Genomic DNA, 20,405 nt, shown 5'->3' with positions numbered 1-20,405 from the left:
GGGTTGTTGTCCGGCAGTGGGACGACCGACTGTGCGGTGCGCACAGAGGCCGGTGACGGGTTCACACCGGGCTCGGCTGCTCCCGGCTCGCCGTCACGGTGGGCGCGCGGCTGCTGGGCAGTTCGAGCTTGTACGCGTAGGCGCCGCGCATCAGATCGAAGGTGTCCGTCCCTTGGGCTGCCAGTTCGGTGACCATCGCGGCGGTCAGCAGATGACCTGGGGAATCGCGGCCGTGAGCCAAGTCGTAGGCTGTACGGTAGGCGTAATAGGTACGGTCGTGACAGAAGCCGAACCATCCGGCGAGCAGGGTTTCGTCCAGCCACAACTCGTGCAGCCGCGCGCCGCTGGACGGCTCGGACGCGACAGCCGCGAACGTTCGGTCGACCACGCCGCCGTCGAACGGAGCGACTGCGTCGGGCCGGTCACGCCACTGCCGGGTGTGCAGGTCGATGAAGGCCGGGAGGCGGGCGGCAACCCGCTCCGGGGTGTCCGCGCAGGTGAGCCTCAACGTGCCGAGTCGCTCGATCCGGCGGAGCTTTCGCCGCATGTCCCGTCGTTCGCTGACACGCCGGACGATGTCGGGGTCGGTCAGGTCGAGCCAGAAGACCACGTTCGACGGCTGGGGCGCCACGCCCAGCTCGGACACTGCGCGCAGCAGCGGTCCGTCGGTGATCAGGTCGCTCAGTTCCAGCTTCGCGCCGAACTCCTGTTGGCACCGGTCGATCGCCTCCGCCAGCCCGCCGATGTCGGAACCGGGCCCGGTGGACGACACGTCACCCACGTACGCGACCTCGTGGTAGTCGGCCCACGGCCAGGACAACGGGCGCAGCAACGCCGTGCCGTCGTCCTGGTGCAGTTGCAGGCCGACCACCGGGGTGGGCCTGCCGGGCCGCGTCACGTGGACCAGCACCGGGGTGGCACCCTCGGCGCCGGCGGCCTCACGTACCCATGCCCGCCACCAACCGTTCGTCTGGAACGGCGTCCGCGCCGAGAGTTGGTGCGTGTCCAGGAAATCCGTTGCCGCCCGCGCACCGTACTCGAACGCGATGACGTTCATCCGGTGCGCCTCTTTCGCCGCGGCGCCTGCTGGGCCGCCGCTGTCGCGGTGCGGGGACCCCGTCCCGCGTTCATGACGCGTCCTTGACCACGTCCTGCACCGTGGACCTGAACAGCAGCGCCGCTGCTTCGATCGCGTCATCCTCGGCAGTCACGTCGATGCCCACCCCGCTGCCGAGGTAGGAGTCGACCACCCCGACGCTCAACGCGATGCTGCGGCTGAGCAGGTCGTCCGTGTGCGGCAGGCTGCCCGGCGGGTACGACCGTCGCAGGACGGCCTGATCTGGCCTGCGCTTCCTGAACTCCGTGGGGGCCAGGAGATCCGGGCGCAGCTGGGGCATGTTGGCGTAGTTGTGTTTGCCGGACCGGCTCAGGGTGATCGTGCCGAGTCGGGCTGCCACCTCCTCGGCCATGGCCGCGGACGCGAACGTGTACGCGAGCACGGTGGCGCAGTCGCCGTCCGGGTCGTTCAGCCGGCGCGGCGTCGCTCCGGGCAGGTTGCCGATCGCGTCCGCGAGCTTGTCCCGGTTGGCTCGCAACGTCCGCAGGATGTCCGGCAGCTTTCGCACCTGGGCGAGTGCGAACGCTCCGGTGAGTTCGTGCATCCGCAGATTCAAACCGAACAGGGGCGGCCCGTCGGTGACGCCCATCCGTAACGGTGCCGCGCCGTGATCGTGGAGGGCGAACGCCGTCTCGTACAGATCGTCATCGTCGGTGAGCAGCACGCCGCCGTCGCCCGCCGTGAAGGTCTTGAAGACATTGAGGCTGAACGCGCCGAAACCACCGACCGTTCCCAGATGCCGGCCGCGGTACGTGCCGCCGCCGGCCTGCGCGCAGTCCTCGACGAGCAGCAGCCCGTGCTCCCGCGTGAGGGCCTCCAGGGCGTCGAGGTCACAAGGAGCCCCGAGCATGTGCACGGCCATCACCGCTTTTGTGCGCGGGGTGATCTTCGCGGCCACGTCCGCGGGATCGAGCAACAGGCTCTCGTCGATCTCGGCGAGCACCGGCTCGGCCCCCGTGTGCGCGATTGCGGCGATCGAGGCGATGAAGGTGTAGCCCGGCACGATCACCTCGTCGCCCGGACCGATGCCCGCGGCGAGCAGCCCGGCGTACAGAGCACTGGTGCAGCTGTTCATGCCCAGGCAGTGGTGCGCACCGGTCAGGGTGCGGAACTCCTTCTCGAACTGCGAGACCTTCGACGGGAGCGCGGACCCCTCGTGGTCGTCGAAGCGGTACCGGCTCAGCTCGCGCTCACGCACGACGCTCAGCACCTCGGCCTCCTCCTCGGGGCCGATACGGGAAACTCCTGGTCCTGCCATGACGGTCACTCCTTTCGTCTGACTCTGTCCTGTTATCCGCGCCCGGCTGCGGTGCGCGGTGGCCCGGACACCGCGTCGGCCAGATCGCTCGGCACGAGATCCATCAGCAGCGCGTCCCGCCAGGAACCGCCGTGGCGTTCATACGCCCTCATCACGCCGACCTTCCGGAAGCCCGCCTTCTCCAGGCACCGCAGGGCGGCCCTGTTGTCGGCGTTGGGCGCCGCGGTGATGCGGTGCCGGCCGGCGGCGAGGACCGAACCGGCGAACAGCCTCAACGCCCGTGTTCCGATCTTCCGGCCCCGGTCGGCCGCGTCGGACACCGCCAGTGCCTCGACCTGGATGTGGTTGGAGCCCGGATCGGCCTCCGTGCGGTACTCCAGGAAGCCGACGGGACGATTCCGCTCGAGCATCACCAGGCAGCGTTCGTGCTGGAAGCGGCTGAGGGCCCCGTCGCCCGGTTCCAGTTCTCGCCACGCCCGCACTGTGGGGTCGGCGAACGTCCGGCGGAACAGCTCGATGTCCTCGGGTATCGCACGGCGCAACCCGATACCGCTCTCGTCGGCAAGGTCGTCCTCGACCACGGCGGCACCGGGCCGCACCGATGCCTGCTCGCCGGCCTCGATCAACTTCTCCAGCAGGTCGACCAGCTCGGCGGCATCCTCCGGCCTCGGGTCCGGTACGACACGGCACGTGGGCGCCTCGAACGCCTCGGCGGTCAGGAAGGGCTGGTTGCCCAGGACCAGCAGCGGGCGTCCCGTGTCCAGGGCGAGACCGATCTCGGTGAGTGTGCCGTAGCGGCCCTCGAAGGCGATCATGCCGTCGCCGCACCAGTTGAGGATGTTGCTCCTGGCCAGGTCCATCGATGTGGGCAGAGCCCAGGTGGTGCCTTCCTCGGCATCGGCCAGACGGTTCCACTTCAGCAGCGCGAGTGTGTCGCCACCGGCCGACTGGCAGCCCTTGTTGGCCGCGGCCGCCACTCCGCCCTCGCCGCCGCTCACCAGCCCGTAGCCGCGCAGGGCGAGCTCCTTGCCGATCATCTCGGCCAGCCGGAGTGTGTCCGCACCCGCGTTGCCCGGCCGGCCACCGAGTACCGCGATCGCGCGCCGACGGGTCATTCGGCCACGCCCTGGTGATTGATCTTCCGCATACTCCACTCCAGTTGGTCCAATTCGATGAGAACGTCAGGTGGGCGCACGCCGGCCGCGCAGGGAGCCGGGCAGCCCGTGTAGTAGAGCCGACAGGTGCCGTTCGGCTTCATGAAGGAACAGGACAGCGCGACGGCGCTCTGCACTGTCCGCGAGACCTCGGGGGCCGCCACCGGTGACCAGATGGCACCGTCGGTCGCCAGGTGCAGCGTGACCACCGGGCACCCCAGGGCGGCCGCCAGATGGACGGCGAGGGTGTCGTTGCTGACCAGCACGTCCAGCCCGGCGATCCAGTCACGGAGGGCCTCCAGCGACTGCAGGGACACCGTGTCGGTGACGCCCGGCGCCGAGGACAGCCGCCGTACCAGTACCTGCTCCTCCGCGTCCCGGCCGACCGCGACCTCGACGCTCAGCCCTCGGTCGGCCAGTTGCGCGATCAGAGTCGACCAGTCATCCGTCGGCCAGCGTTTGACCGCTGCGCTGGCACCGACGTAACAGCCGACCACGTCCGGACGTGGTTGCCGTCGATCGGCCAGCCAGGCCGGGCGGTCCAGGCCGACGGGGACATCGTGTGCGCGCAGGAGACTCGAGGCCTGCTCAGCGAAGGGCAACCGCTGCGGCCGCTCGCCCAGTTCGTGCAGATCCCAGCACTCGATTCCCCTTTTCGTCGCCTCCGCCCGGAACCCGAAGTAGTTACCGTCCTCTTCGGCGAACTCCATTCTGAGGTTGACGACCAGGTCCACACCGCTGCGGTCGATGAAGTTCCACAGCTCCTCCCGATCGGCCGGTAGGAACCGTCGCCACAGTGCCGGGAACGACCCCGATGGACCCTGCATTCCGACCGCCGAACGCACCCATTCGGTGTCGAGTGCGATATTCGGCGCCATGAAGTAGCGCCAATCCGGATGACACCGCTCCAACGCCGCCAGAAGTGGCGCCGCAATGATTCCGTTGCCCACGCCTTCATTGATGACGACCATTGCCGTACGCATACTTGCCCTTCTGGGTAGGCGTCCGTGGGCTGGCGGATGGCAGGCCCGCCCGGCCCGTGCGCGCGGATTTCGATGACTCGGCCCGCGTCGCGGCCGACATCGGCCGAGCCCCGCCGGCACGCTGAGAAAGACGCGTCAGCCATCGGCTCCCGGTCGCTCACCCAGGCGGCTGATGAGCCGCGGTGTGGCGAGTTGGTCCAGGTAGCCGGGCTCGGTGCGCGCTCGCTGGATACCGGGACGGAGATCCACGAGGAGACGCACCGAGTCCACCTCCTTGCAGCCGATCCCCAATTTCTTCGACATACGGCCGTAGAGGTTCCGCGCGGCACGGTTGTCCGGCGAGGTCTCCCCCTCGGCGAACTCGTAGCCGCGCCGCATGGACTCCACGAACGCCGCCGCCACCAGCATCGCTCCGATGCCCCGGACGCCGCGGAGAGACTCGGTCACATAAACGTCGTGCACATAGGCCACGTTGTCGGCGAACTGAAGATTGGGAATGGGATCGATCATCACCAGACCCACAGCCGCACCTTTTTCGACCGCCATGACCTGAAAGCTCGTCTCCTGGCCGACGATTCCCTCGAAGAAGGTACGGGTGCTGGCCAGGTCGACCTCCTTTCCCGCGTCGTACTGCTGCTCGAGGATCAGAGGCATGAGCATGTCCAGTTGATCCTTGCCCACCACGACCATGTCAAGACTCACGTGATGTCCATCCCTGTAGTAATCGCATCGATCCGCTTTCTGGTGTCCCGGCGGACGCGCTTTCAGATGCAGCCGTTCGTCTTCTTGAAATTCAGATACAGCTCATGGGCAGCGCTCCGCAGATCGTCCGGGCCCGGACGGGGCAGCGTGGGAAGTGCCGTCTCCAGGGCGGACATGTCAGCGCAGGTCCAGTACTGGTACCGGCCGACGTGAGGATTCGCGATCAGTTGCACGTTCAGCGGTGTCTCCGCGAATTCCGAACACCAGCGGAGCAGTTCGGCGAAGCTGACCGCGTGGCCCGATCCGAGGTTGTAGACGCCGGAGGGCGCGTCGTGCCCAGCCATGAGCACGCAGGTCCGGGCGACCGCGGCGACGGGAATGTAGTCGCGGCTCGCCTCCAGGGTGTCGGCGAAGACCTTGAGCGTTTCCTGCCGCGCGGTTGCGAGGAGCAGCTGGCCGATGATGGAGGCCATCGACTTCTTGTGCTGTTCGCCGGTGCCGAAGACATTGGTGAACCGCAGTCCCGCCCATCCCGGTTCGCCATCGGCCGGGTACCGCGTGGCCATGTGTGCGTCGAACGTGGCCTTCGACCGGGCGTAGGCATTCAGCGGGCCGGAGCAGGCGGAGGACCCCAGGGCGTTCTCCGGCAGCGGCCGCCGCTCGGCGATCTCACCGTAGACACTCGACGAGGACGCGTACACGAAACGCGTGCCGCCGCGCGCACAGCGCTCCGCCAGCTCCGCCGGCCCGGTGACATTCGTCCGTTCCAGCGCCTGCCAGTCGTCCTCGACGGTGCTGCTGATCGCGGCGAGGTGTACCACCGCCGTGAACTGGCCGGCCTCCACCGCGCCGAGGATCGCCGGGTCGTCGAACGACCCGACGTTGACGGTCGTTTCCCTGCACAGATCAGGTGGCGGCTCGGAGAGGTCCACCGTGGTCACCCGGTACCCGGAGCCCAGGAAGACCCGTGCCACGTGCCGTCCGACGAATCCGGCCGCACCGGTCACGAGCACGCTCTGCCGACTCATGCCTGCCACCTCTGCGGTCCGGGCCGTGCGGCCGGTCGCTGAGAAGCCGTGGGGAAGCGAAGGGGAGGGGGTGTCGTCATCACAGCATCCGTGCCGATTCGATCAGCGACGATGTCGACCAGCCGTCGACGAAGGGGACGAGCACGGTTCGTCCGCCCAGGGAACTGACCAGCTTGTCCTCGGGGAGTTCCATCCCCGAGTAATCGCCACCCTTGACCCAGATCTCGGGTTGCAGCGCGCGTATGACCTCTTCCGGGGTGTCCTCGTCGAACACCTGGACAGCGTCCACGGAAGCGAGTGCTTCGAGTACGAGAGCGCGTTGTTCCGCCGGCACGATGGGGCGGGACGGGCCTTTCAACCGGGACAGCGAGTCATCGCTGTTCAGGCAGACGATCAGGCAGTCACCCAGCCGGCGCGCCTGTTCGAGGAGCTGGACGTGCCCTGCGTGCAGCAGGTCGAAGCAACCGCCCGCCGCGACCACGGTTCCGCCCCTGGCACGAACCGCGTTGGCGAGCTCGATCGCTCCTCGCTTGGTCGCTATCGGCCCGGCGCCGGGGCGCCCCGTTGTCGGTGAGCCGTCGCCGTGCAGCCGGTCCAGTGACCTGGGACCACCCGCCGCGACGTACGCCGAGGCCGCTTCCACCGCCGATGCCACCGCCGCGCTGGGAAGTCGGCCGCGGGCCAGCATGGTGGTGAGGTGACCGGCGAAGAAGTCGCCGGCACCACAGGGGTCGGCCTCCCCTCCCGGGGCGGCCGTCGTGGGTATGACCAGCGGCGGAAGGTCCGCGTCGGCGAGCAGGACAGCGCCGTGTTCGTGCCGGGTGAGCGCCACCTGGACCGGCCCCCACTCGCGACCGACCAGACGCGCCGCCTCGATGTCGTCGGACAACGTGTCGCCCGCACGTGAGGCGATCAGCCGGGCCTCCCGGCTGTTCGGCGTCACGACCGCGGTATGGGCGACCGGCACCGCACCGCGGGGATGCGGGTCCCAGACCAAGGGGGCTCGCCGGGCGGCCTCGGTCAGGACGGCACGCATGCCGGCGTGTGCGGCGACGCCTCGACCGTAGTCGGACACCAGGACGCCGTCGGCCGCCATCAGCACGCGCCGCGCCTCGGCGAGTGCCGTGTCGCCCTCCCTCCCGACCGGCGGGCAGACGTTGTGCTCGTCCAGCATCATCAGGGTGCGCCCGACGGCACGGATCCGTGTCTTCACCGCGGTCGAGCCGTCCAGTCCGAGGTCGATCACCTCGACTCGTGCTTCGTCCAGCAGCGCGCGCAGCTGGTCGCCGACCGTGTCCTGGCCCAGCGCGGTCACGAGGGTGACCGGGTAACCCTGCCGGGCGCTCAGGACGGCGGCGAGAGCGGCACCGCCGGGGCGCAAGTGCGTGATGCCTCCGGTCACGACCAGGGCGGGCTCGTCGGACGCGACCCGCTCCACGCGGCCGACGTGGTCGCGGTCGAGGAACGCGTCGCCGACCACCACGAGGTGTGTGCGGTCTTCGTGTGCCGTGGTCGGTTCGCCTTCTCCCACCGGCTCCGGTGACGGATCGGACGAAGGCTGCACGGCCGGAGCCGAACCGGCGGTGTCCTCGGCGGCATCGGTCCTGGAGGCCCCGGCCTTGGTGGTATCGACCCCGGCGGCGACAACGGCGTCCATCGCGGCACACATCAAATGGATCGCCACGAGATGGCACTCCTGCACCGTGGACAGGGCTTCCGCCGTCACGGTCACCGCTTCGTCCACCAGCGTGGCCAGCGGGTTGGGTGCCGGTCCCGTCAGCGCCCAGGTCACCGCGCCAACCTCACGCGCGGCCTCCACGGCCCGTAACAGGTTCGGACTGCGGCCGGAGCCGGACATGAGCAGGACGATGTCGCCCGGACCGGCGTGTGCCCGGACCTGCCGGGCAAAGACCTCCTCATAGCCGTAGTCGTTGCTGATCGCGGTGACCGAAGAGGTCTCGGCATGCAGCGACAACGCCGATATGGGTGGGCGTTCCATCTGGAACCGGCCTACAAGCTCAGCCGTCAGGTGCTGGGCCTGCGCTGCGGACCCGCCGTTGCCGACCACCAGCAGACGTCGGCCGTCGCTGCCCAGCTCGGCCAGCTGTGCGCCCCAGCCCTCCACCCTTCGGAGGTCGAGCTCGGGCAGTGCCCTGGCGAGCTGCTTCACATAATCCGTAGCGATCAAGGTGTCGGCCGTCATACCGGTGCTCCTACTGTTGCTGTCGGGCGCCCCAGGAAATCGTTGAGCTCGATAGTGTGGCGATCGGGGTCGGCGACGAGCGCCACCGTCTCCTTCTCTATCCGGTATGGCTCGGTGACCACTTGGTAGCCGAGCGCGCGAATGTGCTCCACCAGCGCCGGAACATCAGCGACACGAAACGCGACATGGTGGGTGGGGTGGGGGCGCGGAACCAGGTCTCGCTCCTGCCACAGTTCTACGCCTGCCGGTCTGCCGCCCGGCGCCATCTGCAGGATGACGCGATCGGACAGCTCGTAGCGCACGACGCTGGACAGGCCGAGCGCTTCGGCATAGAAACGTTCGGCGACGTCGATGTCGGCGACGTCCAGTCTGACGTGATCGAAGGCCGTGACCGAGGCGGCCGGGTACACACGCTCCAGCGATTCACTGCCCATGATGCGGTCCTCCTTCAGGAATGACGGGGTTCCTTCACGCGATAAGGGAACATCCGATTTCAGGGATGCCAGTTCCTCGGACTCCAAGACACCCTCACCATCTGGTTACGAGCTGACTGTGGCGGACGGACAAAAGTCTGCAAAGTGCCGCTTGCCGTGCGGCGTCAAAAGAATGTAATAGTGCTGCGACAACCTCCCCGGAGGGGTCAAAATTCGCAGGCCGGGGCCGACCGCGCTCGCACCCGGCGGAAGAGACGGAATTAGATACTGAGCCCTTTTCGACCTGGCATCTACGCTGGTCAGAGGGCTGGAACTCGACCTGGGCCGTAGCTGTGCCAGGCCGTTGACCAGCGATCCCACCATGCGACAGGCCGGCCGTCAGTCACTCCGCATGGTGCCCGACGGTCGACGTCAGTCAGGTTGGAAAAGGCTCGCTGCCCGCATGCGGCTTGTCGGCGCGCTCGGGACGAGCCGTCCCAGTACGGCCGACGGACGACTCAGGATTCTCTGCGAAACGCGGCGGCCATGACCGTCGAATCCCCCTCTCCTCGTTATGCGAGGGTCAACCCATTGTCCGTGCTCAAGAGCAACTCTATGGAATCAACTGGCGAGCGCTTGACCGGACTTGCGCAGTCCATGGCCAATATTGCGAATGATCATGTGAGGTGGTCCGGCAGGGATTCGGCGTAGTCGGCTGACGTCCGGTTGCTGACGTCTCGTCGTGTGGGACAGGGTCCGATACAGAGCAGGCACGGACGTCCGCGATCACGGAGTTCTCTACGCTCTGTGACCTTGGACCGCCCGTGCCTGCCGACGTGTCATCTCTGGTCTCTCCTGTCTTTGAACAGCCAAGACCGTATCTGGAAGGGTCCGGGAGCGAGCTTCCGGATCTGCTGGAACGCCTCGCGCAGGTCCCGGACCCGCGGGATCCACGGGGAGTACGGCATCCGCTCGTGACGCTCCTGGCGCTGACGGCCTGCGCGGTCCTCGCCGGAGCGCGATCCCTGCTCGCGGTGGGTGAAGTGGGTGGCCGACGCACCGCCGGCCCTGCTCGAACGGCTCGGTACGGCCGTCGACCCGCTGGTACCGAAACGGTCATGGCTCGCGGAACCCACGATCCGGCGACTGCTCGCCAGAACCGACGCGGACGCCCTGGACCGCGCGGTCGGAGCCTGGCTCGCGGACCGGCAGGGCAGAGATCAAGGGCTGCGAGGGCTCGCGGCCGACGGGAAGCCGCTGCGGGGTGCGGCCCGCGCGAAGGGACGGAAGATCCACCTCCTGGCCGCTTGCGACCACGTGAACGCACTGGTCCTGGCCCAGACGGACGTCGGTGAGAAGACCAACGAGATCACCCGCTTCCAGCCTCTGCCCGACACCCTCGAGGACCTGGCCGACACAGTCGTCGCCAGCGACGCGATGCACACCCAGTACGACCACGCCGCCTGTCTCCTCGACCGGCAGGCCCACTACATCGTGATCGCCAAGCGCAGCACGAAGAAGCTCCGCGAGCAGCTCAAGTCCCTTCCCCGGACGCAGATCCCCCTGCAGGACAGGACCCGTGCGACCGGTCACGACCGGTCACGACCGCCAGGAGTTCCGCCGACTGAAGGTCTGCCCGGTCAACAACCTGCTCTTGCCCGGCGCCCGCCAGGCCGTCCAGATCGTCCGCCACCGCGTCCACCGCAAGACCAGGAAGATCAGCCTCAAGACCGTCTACGCGGTCACCAGCCTCACCACCGGGCAGGCCGGCCCTGCTCGCCCGACTGATCCGAGGACACCGGATCGTCGAGGCCCTGCACCACGTCAGGGACGTCGCCTTCGCCGAGGACGCCTCCCAACTACGGACCGGAAACGCACCCCGAGCGATGGCCACCTGCAGAAACTTCGCGATCGGAGCCTTCCGCCTCGCCGGCATCCGCAACATCGCCGCCGGCCTCCGACGGGCAGCCCGGGACCAAACCCGCGCCCTCACTCTTCTCGGCCTCACATGATCAAAACGGACGAGGCCGACTACACCGAAGCCTTGGGCCCGTCCCCCGTACGAGCTACCGAAAAGTGTCCACTGCCGGGTGACGATTCCGGGCCGCCGGATCCGTAGCTTCGGAGTGCGAAGGCACCGTCACGATCGTGAGGTTTTGATGAGGTATCAGCGCAACCGTGTTCGGCGCGTGACCACTCTGATCGCCGCAGGAGCACTGTCCGCCGGTCTCCTGGGCATCTGTTCGACCGCGACCGCATCAGCGAGCACATCACCGCGCACCTCGGCTCACCAGGCGATCACCGAAGACTTGAAGCCACCGATCGTCACCCGCAACTTCCTTCTCGGTGTGGCGGGCGCCCCCACTGAATATCTGGAGGAGGTCGGCGGCCTCACTGAGCACGAAGTCACGTTCCCCCGGCGCACCGGCGCCCAAACCATCGTCGACACATGGCTGAAGGACCCCAGCCGGTTCCGGCCGGCCTACCTCACCGTCGACGTGCGCGACTTTCAGGGAGCCAGCGTTAAGCGTTTCCAGTTCAATCACCCGCAGATCACGAAGGTGGTGAACAGCGGAAACGGGAACAGCCAAACGCTCACGGTCACCTTCGACCGGCTGATCATTCCTTGGCACACCAGTTCCATGGACCGGCCCGGCACCGGCCCATGGAACTGTGTCCGCTGTGAAGAAGCACCACGGGATGAACGTGCAGGTCCTCGCTGATCCCGCCGGACGCCTGGTCTGGGTCTCGGACGCACTGCCGGGAGCCACACACGACCTGACCGCGGCGCGGGCCCACTGCATTCCCGCCGCCCTCGCCACGGAGGACATCAAGTGCTGGGCCGACAAGGCGTATCAGGGCGCCGGCCCTGCGATCCGTGTCCCAATCCGTGGCAAGCACCTGCGCGGCTGGCGCCGGCGTCACAACCGGGACCACGCGAAGCTCCGCAGCCTCGGTGAACGCGCCATGGCGATCCTCAAGTCTTGGCGGCCCCTACGGAAGCTCCGCTGCAGCACCCCCCGGATCACAGCCGCCGTCCGAGCCGTCGTCACCCTCGAACTCGCCGCCTGATCAAGATGGAAAAGGCTCACTGTCATCCCTTGCCACTCCATCGAGGCCGCTGCCGCTGAGGCATCTGCCTTGCTCATCCGGTCGTCATGTCCGGCCGGAGACTGAGATCTTTCAGCGTGGCCACCGATCGGGTGATGGGATCGGCCCCCGCAACGCACGAGGCGCCCGTGCCGTCGAGGGAGATGGTCTACGTCTCAACCCACCGGCGCGGGAGCCTTGTTGGTTGTCTATCCTGCCGCACTCGACCTGCCTCACGCCCTGGTCGAGTGGGTCACCATGCTCATCGTCACCCGCGAGGGTGGCCGCCGCTGCAAGCTCCCGCCGCACCAGCGCGCCCCGGTCGGCCTGGTGTACCTGCGTCGGCACGACATCCAGCCTCAGATCGCGGCCGGCTTCGGGATCTCTTGGCACCGCCCACACCTACGTCACCGCCGTCATCAATCACCTGTCCGAACGGGCGCCCGGACTGCTGCGGGTGCTGCGGGAGACCGGCCCCGAGCACGTCCTGCTCGACGGCACGCTCGCCGAGTGCGACCGGGGCGGCGACAGCCGCACCGACTACTCCTACGAACACCGCCGCCACGGCGTGAACGTGCGGGTTCTGACCGATCCCGCGGGCAGACTGCTGTGGATCTCGCCCGCGCTGCCCGGCCGCACCCACGACCTCACCGCGGCCCGTACCCACCGGATCATCCGGATCTGCGAACGCCAGGGCGTCCCCATCCTCGCCGACCGCGCCTGCATCGGAGCCGGCCCCTGGGCAACCACACCCCTCAGACGCCCGCCCCGCCGAGAACTCACACCCACCCAGCGCACGACGAACCGGGCACTGTCAGCGGCCCGAGCACCGGTCGAACGGGGAGTCGCAAGGCTGAAGTCCTGGCGGATCTTCCGCAGAGCCCGATGCAGCCCGAACCGCCTGTCGTCAATCACCGCAGCGGTCCTCAGCCTGGAGCGTCAGCGCTGAAAACGCTCACGGAAGGAAAACAGATTATGGCCGGACCTTACGGTGCCCCGACCTGGAGGTATCTGACAATCAAGAGGCGATTCATCCCAGATCAGGGACGCGTGACATATCAGCCACCCCAAAATTGGTTCACTATCGTGACGCCACTGTTAGGGTTATGTCATGTTGAATATCCGGACGGTTCGGGCTGGCGTCGGACCGCACTCGCCGTCGGAGACACCTCTCGCCTCGTCAACCGGAGCGCGATGCGACTGTGGCGGCCGCCGTCAGGGGAGCAGAAATTCGAAGTGGCGTTCATCGCCCTGCCCCCACAGCACTTCCGGGATTATGCAGACGAACATCCAGAAGTCGCCGTCGACGACCTGTCGTCCTTGGAGAATCCGCGGGTCTCCGATCCTGTGGTCGCACCCATGGCCTACGACTTATTACGCGCCCAGGAAGCGAAGATAGGCGAGGGTTACGCACTGAGAGCAGCACATTACCTGACCGCCCACCTGCTCCACTCACACCACGGATCACAGTCGAACACTTCAGGCCTCAAGCCGGAACAACTAATCCTGGTGACCGATTACATGCGTAAGAACCTGTCGGAGCGCATCACGCTCGAAGACATGGCCAAGGAAGCCTTACTCAGCCGCTACTACTTCATACGTCAGTTCACCGCGGCCACGGGAAAAACGCCCATGCAATACTTGACCGGGTTGCGGATCGAGGCCGCATGCCATCTCCTCATTACAAGCGACGAACTCATATCTCAGATAGGAATCCGCTGCGGCTTCCTCAACCCGGAGAGTTTCGCACGCGTCTTCAGGAAGCACCTGGGCTGCTCACCACTCCAGTATCGGCGGCGGAACTTCGAACTTGGTACTCCAGCCGTAGATGTGGATCCTCAGGCGCAGGCTCTTGCCCTTACGGATCGGGCTCGGCGCCCAGGTGCCAGCCACGAGAAGACCAGCACGGCCGAGTAGGCGCGTTCACACTGTGAGGGATTCCCGGCCGCCCGTCAGGTAGCGTCTGCGGAGGCGGGTAAAGGCGGTGGGGCCGGGGTGACGCGGGAGGAAAACCTTGACCTGATGTGTGCATTTGAGTGGACTTGCCGCGCTGGTGTCGCACTCCAGGTCGTAGTTGTCGTGGCCGTGGACCAGGTCGTACTGGCGCGCCGCGAGGCCCTGCGGGCGGTCGCCCCGGGCCGGCTCGCGGCGGGCCAACTCGTCCAGCGGGCAGTGGACGCCGACGAACAGCACGTCCTCGGGCCGCAGCACCGTCAGGCAGTCGAGCAGCCGCCACGGCTCGCTCAGCACATGGTCGACCACGATGTCGTTGCCCGCCTCGGCCATGGCCGCGGACGAGTACCGTTCCGTGCTTGGCCTTCAGCTTGGCGAACAGCTCGCGGAGTTTGGGTTCGGTGTTGGGCAGGCGCTTGGCGAAGGCCGTCTTGCCGGCCGGGGTGACGGCGGTGGCGTGGTGCTCGCTCTTGCCGACGTCCAGGCCGAGGAAGACGTCGATGTCGCCGGTGTCGCCGGCGACGATCACGTGCAGGCCCCTCCATCACGCTTTCGTCCGGCCTTGCCAGGGTACCGAGCTGCCACATCAACGTTACGGAGAGCTCTTCCGGCTCGGGTGAAGCCGGTGCTCAAGCCCCTCATCAGCGGTCCGTCGATGCCTCCGGACCCGGTGACACCATCCCCCGGATCATCGACAACAAGGGGGAAGTCATGCCGGACCCGAAGGCCGGAGGCCCCATTGCGGAGCCACGAAGAAGGTAACTGTGATAGTCGAGCTGCGGCCAGGGTTGGGCTGCTGCCAGGCTCGGCGTCGACGTTCCGGCATGACCCACAAGGTAATTGGCGGCTCGTTGCAGCTTGCCGTGCCCCCCGAGATGTCTGCCGGACATCGGCGTCGGCCTGGCCCACCCCGTTGGCTTGATCAGCAGCTTGTCCGCCATCTCGACGTGACTCATCACAGTTCTGCCACGCGGTGACTCCACCCAGGCCGACGCCGACCACGGCCGTCCAGAGCCCGAAGGAGAACAACCGCGTGACCATGCTCGCAGAACAAGTCGACGGCGTCATCGGCGTCGACACCCACCGCGACACCCTCGCTGGGCGCCGCCGTCAGCCCCATCGGTGCGGTCCTGGCCAGCACCGATGCCCCGGACAGCGCCCGCGGCTATCGCCGCCTGCTCGCCACCCGCCACGGCGCGGTCCTCGCCTCCACCGCCGCGATCAACCAGCTCAAGGCCCTGATCGTGTCCGCACCTGACGACCTCCGCGCCGAGCTGCGGAAACTTGAGCGCTTGGTCCAGGTCACGCGTTGCGCCCAACTGCGCGACCGCACGGCCCACGACATCGAACACCGCATGACCGCACGAGCGCTGCGGTGCACCGCCCAGCGCATCTAGGCCCTGCAGGCCGAGGCCAAGGCACTGGAGAACGAGATCCTGGGCCTCGTACGGCAGTTGGCGCCCGAACTCCTCGACCTGCTCGGTGTCGGTCCCATCACCGCGGCTCAAGTTCTGGTCAGCTGGTCCCACACGGGCCGATTCCGATCTGAAGCGGCCTTCACCTCCTTCGCCGGCGTCTCGCCGACCCCGGCCTCCTCCGGCCTGACCAACCGGCACCGGATCAACCGCAGCGGTGACCGCCAGCTCAATCGGGCCCTGCACACCATCACGTTGATCCGGATGCGCCTGGATCCTGCCACGAAGGCCTACGTCGCCCGTCGAGTGGCCGAAGGCAAGACCTCTCGCGACGCACAACGCTGTCTCAAACGCGCTATCTGTCGACAGCTCTTCAAGATCCTCGAACGCTCCGACCGGAACGACAAGAGCCCTTTGAAGATCTCCCCCAAGTAGCTTGACGCGCGATATAGCAGCCTCGGGGGATGGATTGTCGGTCGTGACGCTCGTTTGACGTTCTGGGCCTCCGCACGCGGGACAGCGAGCGGATACATCGCCTCTGACCTGGTCTTTTTCGTGACTTGTCCAGGTCGACACCTTTTCGATGACGCACCACGTGGAGTGCGTGGCGATTCTGGAGCCTACTGCAAAGGGGCTCTGACCTGCGGCTTTCTGACGCCTAGGACCTCGGCGCCACGGACGTGCGCATCGGTGCTGTACCAGCCGACCCACCGGACGACGGCACGTTCTCCTCGACGGCCGACGCGGCGGCGGCCTGGACCGGGTCCACGGTCGCGGTCGTGAACCTCCACGCCACCACGTGGCAGGCCGAAGTCAGCCGGTCGCCGCGCCCCCGGCTTTGGCGATGAGCATGTCCAGAAGCGAGAGCAGCGCACCGCGCGCGTCGTCACGGAGGCGGGCATCGAGCAAGTGGATGGGTGTGTTCGGGTCACGCAGATGCAGCGCCGCCCTGATCTCCTCGGCGGTGTAGAGCTGTTCGCCGTGGAAACAGTTCGCGGCGACCAGGAACGGAACCCCTCGGTTCTCGAAGAAGTCGACGGCCGGGAAACTGCGGTCGAGGCGTCGTGTGTCGACAAGGACAATCGCCCCGAGTGCCCCGTTCAGCAGGTCGTCCCACATGAACCAGAAGCGCTCCTGGCCAGGTGTGCCGAACAGGTAGAGCACGACCTGTGCGTCGGTGAGGGTGATGCGGCCGAAGTCCATCGCGACGGTGGTCACCGCCTTGGACTCGATGCCGTCGAGGTCGTCGACGCCGACGCCCGCGCTCGTCAGCCGCTCCTCGGTGCGCAACGGCTCGATCTCGGAGACCGTCTCGATCAGGGTCGTCTTGCCGACGCCGAATCCCCCAGCGATGAGGATTTTGACGGGGTCCGCTTCATGGGCAGGGGCGTCATATAGAGGCAAGGTTGTCCCTAATTCTCATGAGCAGGTGGACGTTGGTGGTCTCGGCCCCTTCCAGGGGTGGCCGATGCTCGATCAGCCCCCGGTCCGCGAGTTCGCCGAGAAGAAGCGTCATGGGAGTGAGGCGGATGTGCATGCGCGCAGCGATCTCGGCGACCGCCAGGCCGCCCGGAGGCGAGCACATCGCGAGGATGGCCTGCCACTCGCTGGGCAGGCCGCCGTGGCCGTCCGCGACGGCCACCGCCGTGATCGTGGTGTCCATGGTGAGGGCGGTGTGTGCAGCCGCCGTACGTCCATCGGTCAGCGCGTACAGCCGCGTCCGGCGGTGGCCTCCCTCTCCCGGCCTGGGCTCGTCCGCCATTACGACGGCTGCGCCTGGCCGCGATCAGGCGTGCTCAGCCACTCACCGAGCGCCTGGGCGGTGCGCACGGCTTCACCGCCCAGCTCCCCCAGCCGCGCCTTGCGGGAGGTCACCACGATGAGCGTGCTGCCCTCCCCGCACCCGACGATGCAGAGATAGCAGTCGTCCATCTCGACCAGCTGGCGGATCACCCGGCCGCCGTCGACCTCCCTGGATATCGCCTTCATCGTGGAAGCGATGCCGGAGGACGCGGCGGCTATGCGCTCCGCCTGGTCCCGTTCCAGCTCGTACGAGCTGAGCTTGATCCCGTCGTTGGACAGGAGCACGGCTCCCTGGATGCCGGCGATCCTGCTCAGGTTGTTGTCCAGGACGCTGTAGATCATGTCGTTCGTTGTCGTCATGGCTGATCCTGTCGGAGTTCTTCTTCCACTGTCTGAGTCCCGTGTTCGTAGTCCGCCCAGGCGTCGGCCACTTCTTCGGGTGTCGCCGCATCCTGGTGGACGCCGGTATCCGGTGCGTGCGGCGCGCGGAGCTGCTCGGCGATGTGAGCCTGTGGGATCCGCTCGGGGAGGGCCGGCTTCGCGTCACCGTTCCGTGTCGGGGAAGGAACCGACGGCTTGCTCTTCACCGGCCGCTCGGGCAAGCGCTCCGGCGTCCTGCGGCCGGCCGGCCTGGTCCTCGCGTGCAGGACCAGCTCGGGCTTGCGTTCGTCGAACGGGCCCGGTGCCGGGGCGGGCATCGCCGCCGCGCGCGGCGCTTCCTTTCCCGCCCGGACCGGTTCGGTCGGCACAAGGAGTTCCTTGGGGAGGATCACCACGGCCGACGTCCCCCCGTACACCGAGCGGCGCAGCGTCACTGTGGCCCCGAGCTGTTCGGCGATGTGGCCGACCACGAAGAGTCCGAGCCGGTGCGCGTTCTCCGCCAGGACGGAATACGGCGGGGCCGAGTGCAGACGCCCGTTCATCTCCTCGTAGGTTGCGGCCGTCACCCGAGGCCCGCGGTCCTCGATGTCGACCAACAGTCCGTCCGTCACCAGTTCGGCACGGATGATCACCTTCGATTGCGGCGGGGAGAACCGGGTGGCGTTGTCCAGGAGTTCTGCCAGGAGGTGGCTGATCTCGCTGATCACCCGCGGTGCCACGCTGATCTCGTCCAGGGCCTGGCGCTCGATCCGCCGGAAGTCCTCGACTTCCGCCGCGGCTTCGCGCAGCAGGTCGGCGACGCGCATGGGCTCGGTGTGCGGATCGGGGATCTCCCCACCTGCCAGGATGAGCAGGTTCTCGATCTGCCGCCGCATACCCACCGTCAACTGGTCGGATCGCATCAACCGGGCGAGAAGCTCCTCGTCGTGCCCGAAGGCGTCCTGCAGTTCGTCGGTGAGGGCCAACTGGCGGCTGACCAGGTTTCCGGTGCGCGAGGCGATGCCCGCGGCGAACATACCGAAACCCTGACGCTCGGCCGCGAGCCGCGCATGCCCGTCGACGGATACGGAGACGACCCGGGCGAACGCGTCGCTGATACGTCCGACCTCGTCCCGGTCTCCGCTCACCGCGGGCAGCGCGTCGTCGTCGACGGGCTGCCCGCGCTGGAGCCGGGCAACGACATCCGGCAGCGTGTCCTCGGCAATGGCCACCGTACGTTCGTGCAGACCGCGCAGGCGGCGGAGCACGGAGCGCGTGGTGAGCACGATGACGGCCGCGACGGCGATGACGGCTGCGCCGTTTCCGACGATCAGCCAGACGACCTCGTTCTCCAACTGCGTGGCCTTGGCGTCGGCGTGCACGAGCAGGGCTCGCCCCTGTTTCGCGTTGAGCGCGGCAAGGCGCGGCGCGAACTCGTCATACGCGGCCTGCCAGGCGTCAGCTTCCTCGGGCAGCTCGATGCCGGACGCGGTGTTCCGGTGGTCGGAGATGACCACGTCCTCGAGACGGACCTTCGTCTTCCAGCCGTCCGAGGCGAAGACCTGGTCGTAGGCCGCTTTGTCCTCGGCCGTCAGATACGGCGCGACCCACTCGTCGTACTGGTACCGCTGGGATCCGACGGAGTTGACGAATTCGGCGAACCCGGAAGGGCTCAGACGCCTGGACGGCCCGGCCATGGCGAGGATGGTGGTCTCGCGTGCCACCATCTCGGACACCGTGAACACCGTGACGACCAGGCCGCTCTCCTGGATGAGCTCGGCGTCCTCCGCATGGCTGAACTCGTTCTGGTACACCCGGATGATGCGGTCGACGAGGTCGGAGTAGTAGCCGATCGTCCGATCCGCGTCCCCGCTGCGGGCGTCCGCGCGCTCGCGGAACGCGGCCAGATCCGCGAGGCTGTGCTTCAGCTCCGCGACGTAATGATCGTCCTCGCGCCCGGTCGCCGCCAGAGCTCCGTCCGACGCCCGGCGGAACTCGTCCGCGGCCCGGTCCGTGGCCGCGCGCTGCTCGCGCAGCTCCTTCCCGGACACGGAGCCGCTCGCCCACCGTGTGGCGGTCATCGCCCGCTCGGCCTGCAGTTCGACCATCAGCCTGGTCAGGGGTGCATCGGTCTGCTCAGCGACTGCCACATCAGCGCGTAGTTGCTTTGACTGGTGTACCAGCGGCTGTGCGGTCATGGCCACTTGGGCGCTCATCGCCAGAATAGGGACGATGGCCAGCCAAATGAGCAGCGTACGCAGGCGCAGAGTACGCCGCCGACGAGTCGCCGGCTGCCCTCGTGTGCCTTCGGGTTCTATGGGAGACATCAGTCCTCGGAGAGCGGGGAACCAGGGGGGACGGCCCGACCGCCGAGACCAGACGCAGTCCTGGTTTCAGGACTGGGGGAAGTCCGGTTCGGCTTTGACGCGACGTGATGTACCGATCATAACCAGCCACACCGGAGAAACGGAGAGATGGCTTCCGTTGGTTACGTGTGGTAAAGGCGACAAAGCATCGGGCATCGGGCATTGGCGTTCACCTGACGCCTGGGCGCAGGCGTGCTCGTGCAGACAGGGCGCCCCGCTCTCCCGGCCGCACGTCTTGGGCCGACCGGCGAATGGGTCACTTGAGGTGTCGGGTGGTGGGCCGACCATCCGAGCGGTAGCGGCTCGTCGATCGTCGGATGAACATGCGGAGCGTGACGAGAGCGGCGGCGAGGCGGAGGTGGAAGTCCGCGGCCTCGCCGCTCCTCTCGGTGCAGCGCCGGAGCTTGCGGTAGTCGTTCATCCACGAGTGGGTGCGCTCGGTCACCCAGCGCTTGCCGGCCTGGATCGGGGCCGACACGCCCTTGCGGGCGATCTCGGCCGTGAACCCCGGCTGGGCTATCCATACACGGAACTTGGTGCTGTCGTAGCCGCGCGGTCGG

At 67.6% G+C, this 20,405-nt stretch carries 18 protein-coding genes and 5 pseudogenes; 8 read left to right on the top strand and 15 right to left on the bottom strand.

The window, feature by feature from the left end; all coding sequences use genetic code 11:
* Window positions 1-61 precede the first annotated feature (61 nt).
* The 8 genes from ACFXAE_RS10645 to ACFXAE_RS10610 form a co-directional block, all read right to left on the bottom strand.
* Entirely contained in the window at window positions 62-1,057 is a 996-nt protein-coding gene (locus ACFXAE_RS10645; protein WP_384711171.1) for a GNAT family N-acetyltransferase, read from the bottom strand.
* A gap of 70 nt (window positions 1,058-1,127) precedes the next feature.
* Window positions 1,128-2,375, bottom strand: a complete 1,248-nt coding sequence (locus ACFXAE_RS10640) for a DegT/DnrJ/EryC1/StrS family aminotransferase (RefSeq protein WP_384711168.1) — start codon at window positions 2,373-2,375, stop codon at window positions 1,128-1,130.
* Window positions 2,376-2,407: 32 nt separating this feature from the next.
* A complete protein-coding gene (locus ACFXAE_RS10635) occupies window positions 2,408-3,490 on the bottom strand; it encodes a GNAT family N-acetyltransferase (RefSeq protein WP_384711165.1) in 1,083 nt (360 codons plus the stop codon).
* Entirely contained in the window at window positions 3,487-4,500 is a 1,014-nt protein-coding gene (locus tag ACFXAE_RS10630; RefSeq protein ID WP_384711162.1) for a glycosyltransferase family 9 protein, read from the bottom strand. The genes ACFXAE_RS10635 and ACFXAE_RS10630 overlap by 4 nt, the downstream gene beginning before the upstream one ends.
* Before the next feature lie 147 nt (window positions 4,501-4,647).
* Window positions 4,648-5,214 carry a GNAT family N-acetyltransferase gene (locus ACFXAE_RS10625; RefSeq protein ID WP_384711159.1) on the bottom strand — a complete coding sequence of 189 codons (567 nt, stop codon included), beginning with the start codon at window positions 5,212-5,214 and terminating at the stop codon, window positions 4,648-4,650.
* Between the two features lie 62 nt (window positions 5,215-5,276).
* The gene (locus ACFXAE_RS10620; protein ID WP_384711156.1) at window positions 5,277-6,242 is read right to left on the bottom strand and encodes an NAD-dependent epimerase/dehydratase family protein; all 966 of its coding nucleotides are present in this window, start codon (window positions 6,240-6,242) and stop codon (window positions 5,277-5,279) included.
* Between the two features lie 79 nt (window positions 6,243-6,321).
* A complete protein-coding gene (gene rfaE2, locus ACFXAE_RS10615) occupies window positions 6,322-8,445 on the bottom strand; it encodes a D-glycero-beta-D-manno-heptose 1-phosphate adenylyltransferase (protein ID WP_384711153.1) in 2,124 nt (707 codons plus the stop codon).
* On the bottom strand, window positions 8,442-8,966 hold the full coding sequence (locus tag ACFXAE_RS10610) for a VOC family protein (protein ID WP_384711151.1): 525 nt from the start codon (window positions 8,964-8,966) through the stop codon (window positions 8,442-8,444). Before ACFXAE_RS10610 ends, rfaE2 begins: the two co-directional genes overlap by 4 nt.
* 716 nt (window positions 8,967-9,682) lie before the next feature.
* Here ACFXAE_RS10610 and ACFXAE_RS10605 point away from each other — a divergent pair.
* The 6 genes and pseudogenes from ACFXAE_RS10605 to ACFXAE_RS10580 all read left to right on the top strand — a co-directional run.
* Window positions 9,683-9,856: pseudogene (locus ACFXAE_RS10605) on the top strand (transposase family protein); the annotation flags it as partial.
* Between the two features lie 49 nt (window positions 9,857-9,905).
* Window positions 9,906-10,646: an ISAs1 family transposase gene (locus ACFXAE_RS10600; RefSeq protein ID WP_384711148.1), complete on the top strand. Its 741-nt coding sequence runs from the start codon at window positions 9,906-9,908 to the stop codon at window positions 10,644-10,646.
* A gap of 401 nt (window positions 10,647-11,047) precedes the next feature.
* The gene (locus tag ACFXAE_RS10595; protein WP_384711145.1) at window positions 11,048-11,581 is read left to right on the top strand and encodes a hypothetical protein; all 534 of its coding nucleotides are present in this window, start codon (window positions 11,048-11,050) and stop codon (window positions 11,579-11,581) included.
* Entirely contained in the window at window positions 11,559-11,930 is a 372-nt protein-coding gene (locus tag ACFXAE_RS10590) for a transposase family protein (protein ID WP_384711143.1), read from the top strand. Before ACFXAE_RS10595 ends, ACFXAE_RS10590 begins: the two co-directional genes overlap by 23 nt.
* A gap of 219 nt (window positions 11,931-12,149) precedes the next feature.
* Window positions 12,150-12,897, top strand: a pseudogene (locus tag ACFXAE_RS10585) (transposase family protein).
* A gap of 137 nt (window positions 12,898-13,034) precedes the next feature.
* Entirely contained in the window at window positions 13,035-13,865 is an 831-nt protein-coding gene (locus ACFXAE_RS10580) for a helix-turn-helix domain-containing protein (RefSeq protein ID WP_384711140.1), read from the top strand.
* A 6-nt stretch (window positions 13,866-13,871) separates the two neighbouring features.
* Here the strand turns inward: ACFXAE_RS10580 and ACFXAE_RS10575 are convergent.
* Window positions 13,872-14,246, bottom strand: a pseudogene (locus ACFXAE_RS10575) (chloramphenicol phosphotransferase); the annotation flags it as partial.
* Window positions 14,242-14,427, bottom strand: a pseudogene (locus ACFXAE_RS10570) (transposase); the annotation flags it as partial. The pseudogenes ACFXAE_RS10570 and ACFXAE_RS10575, both read right to left, overlap by 5 nt.
* Window positions 14,428-15,145: 718 nt before the next feature.
* Here ACFXAE_RS10570 and ACFXAE_RS10565 point away from each other — a divergent pair.
* Together ACFXAE_RS10565 and ACFXAE_RS10560 are read left to right on the top strand one after the other, a co-directional pair.
* A complete protein-coding gene (locus ACFXAE_RS10565; protein WP_384711137.1) occupies window positions 15,146-15,298 on the top strand; it encodes a hypothetical protein in 153 nt (50 codons plus the stop codon).
* A gap of 57 nt (window positions 15,299-15,355) precedes the next feature.
* A complete protein-coding gene (locus ACFXAE_RS10560) occupies window positions 15,356-15,751 on the top strand; it encodes a transposase (protein ID WP_384711135.1) in 396 nt (131 codons plus the stop codon).
* A 378-nt stretch (window positions 15,752-16,129) separates the two neighbouring features.
* Here ACFXAE_RS10560 and ACFXAE_RS10555 read toward each other — a convergent pair whose 3' ends face one another.
* The 5 genes and pseudogenes from ACFXAE_RS10555 to ACFXAE_RS10535 all read right to left on the bottom strand — a co-directional run.
* Complete coding sequence (locus ACFXAE_RS10555) at window positions 16,130-16,720, bottom strand: ATP/GTP-binding protein (RefSeq protein WP_384711132.1); 591 nt, start codon at window positions 16,718-16,720, stop codon at window positions 16,130-16,132.
* Entirely contained in the window at window positions 16,707-17,078 is a 372-nt protein-coding gene (locus tag ACFXAE_RS10550; protein WP_384711129.1) for a DUF742 domain-containing protein, read from the bottom strand. Before ACFXAE_RS10550 ends, ACFXAE_RS10555 begins: the two co-directional genes overlap by 14 nt.
* Window positions 17,078-17,479 (bottom strand): roadblock/LC7 domain-containing protein, encoded by a 402-nt coding sequence (locus ACFXAE_RS10545; RefSeq protein ID WP_030826382.1) that lies wholly within the window; start codon window positions 17,477-17,479, stop codon window positions 17,078-17,080. Before ACFXAE_RS10545 ends, ACFXAE_RS10550 begins: the two co-directional genes overlap by 1 nt.
* Entirely contained in the window at window positions 17,476-19,587 is a 2,112-nt protein-coding gene (locus ACFXAE_RS10540) for a nitrate- and nitrite sensing domain-containing protein (protein WP_384711126.1), read from the bottom strand. Before ACFXAE_RS10540 ends, ACFXAE_RS10545 begins: the two co-directional genes overlap by 4 nt.
* Before the next feature lie 514 nt (window positions 19,588-20,101).
* Window positions 20,102-20,398: pseudogene (locus ACFXAE_RS10535) on the bottom strand (transposase); the annotation flags it as partial.
* Between the last annotated feature and the right edge of the window lie 7 nt (window positions 20,399-20,405).

The sequence above is a fragment of the Streptomyces sp. NPDC059454 genome (assembly GCF_042749965.1).
Taxonomy (GTDB): Bacteria; Actinomycetota; Actinomycetes; order Streptomycetales; family Streptomycetaceae; genus Streptomyces.
This window is presented reverse-complemented; position numbering and strand designations above follow the sequence as displayed.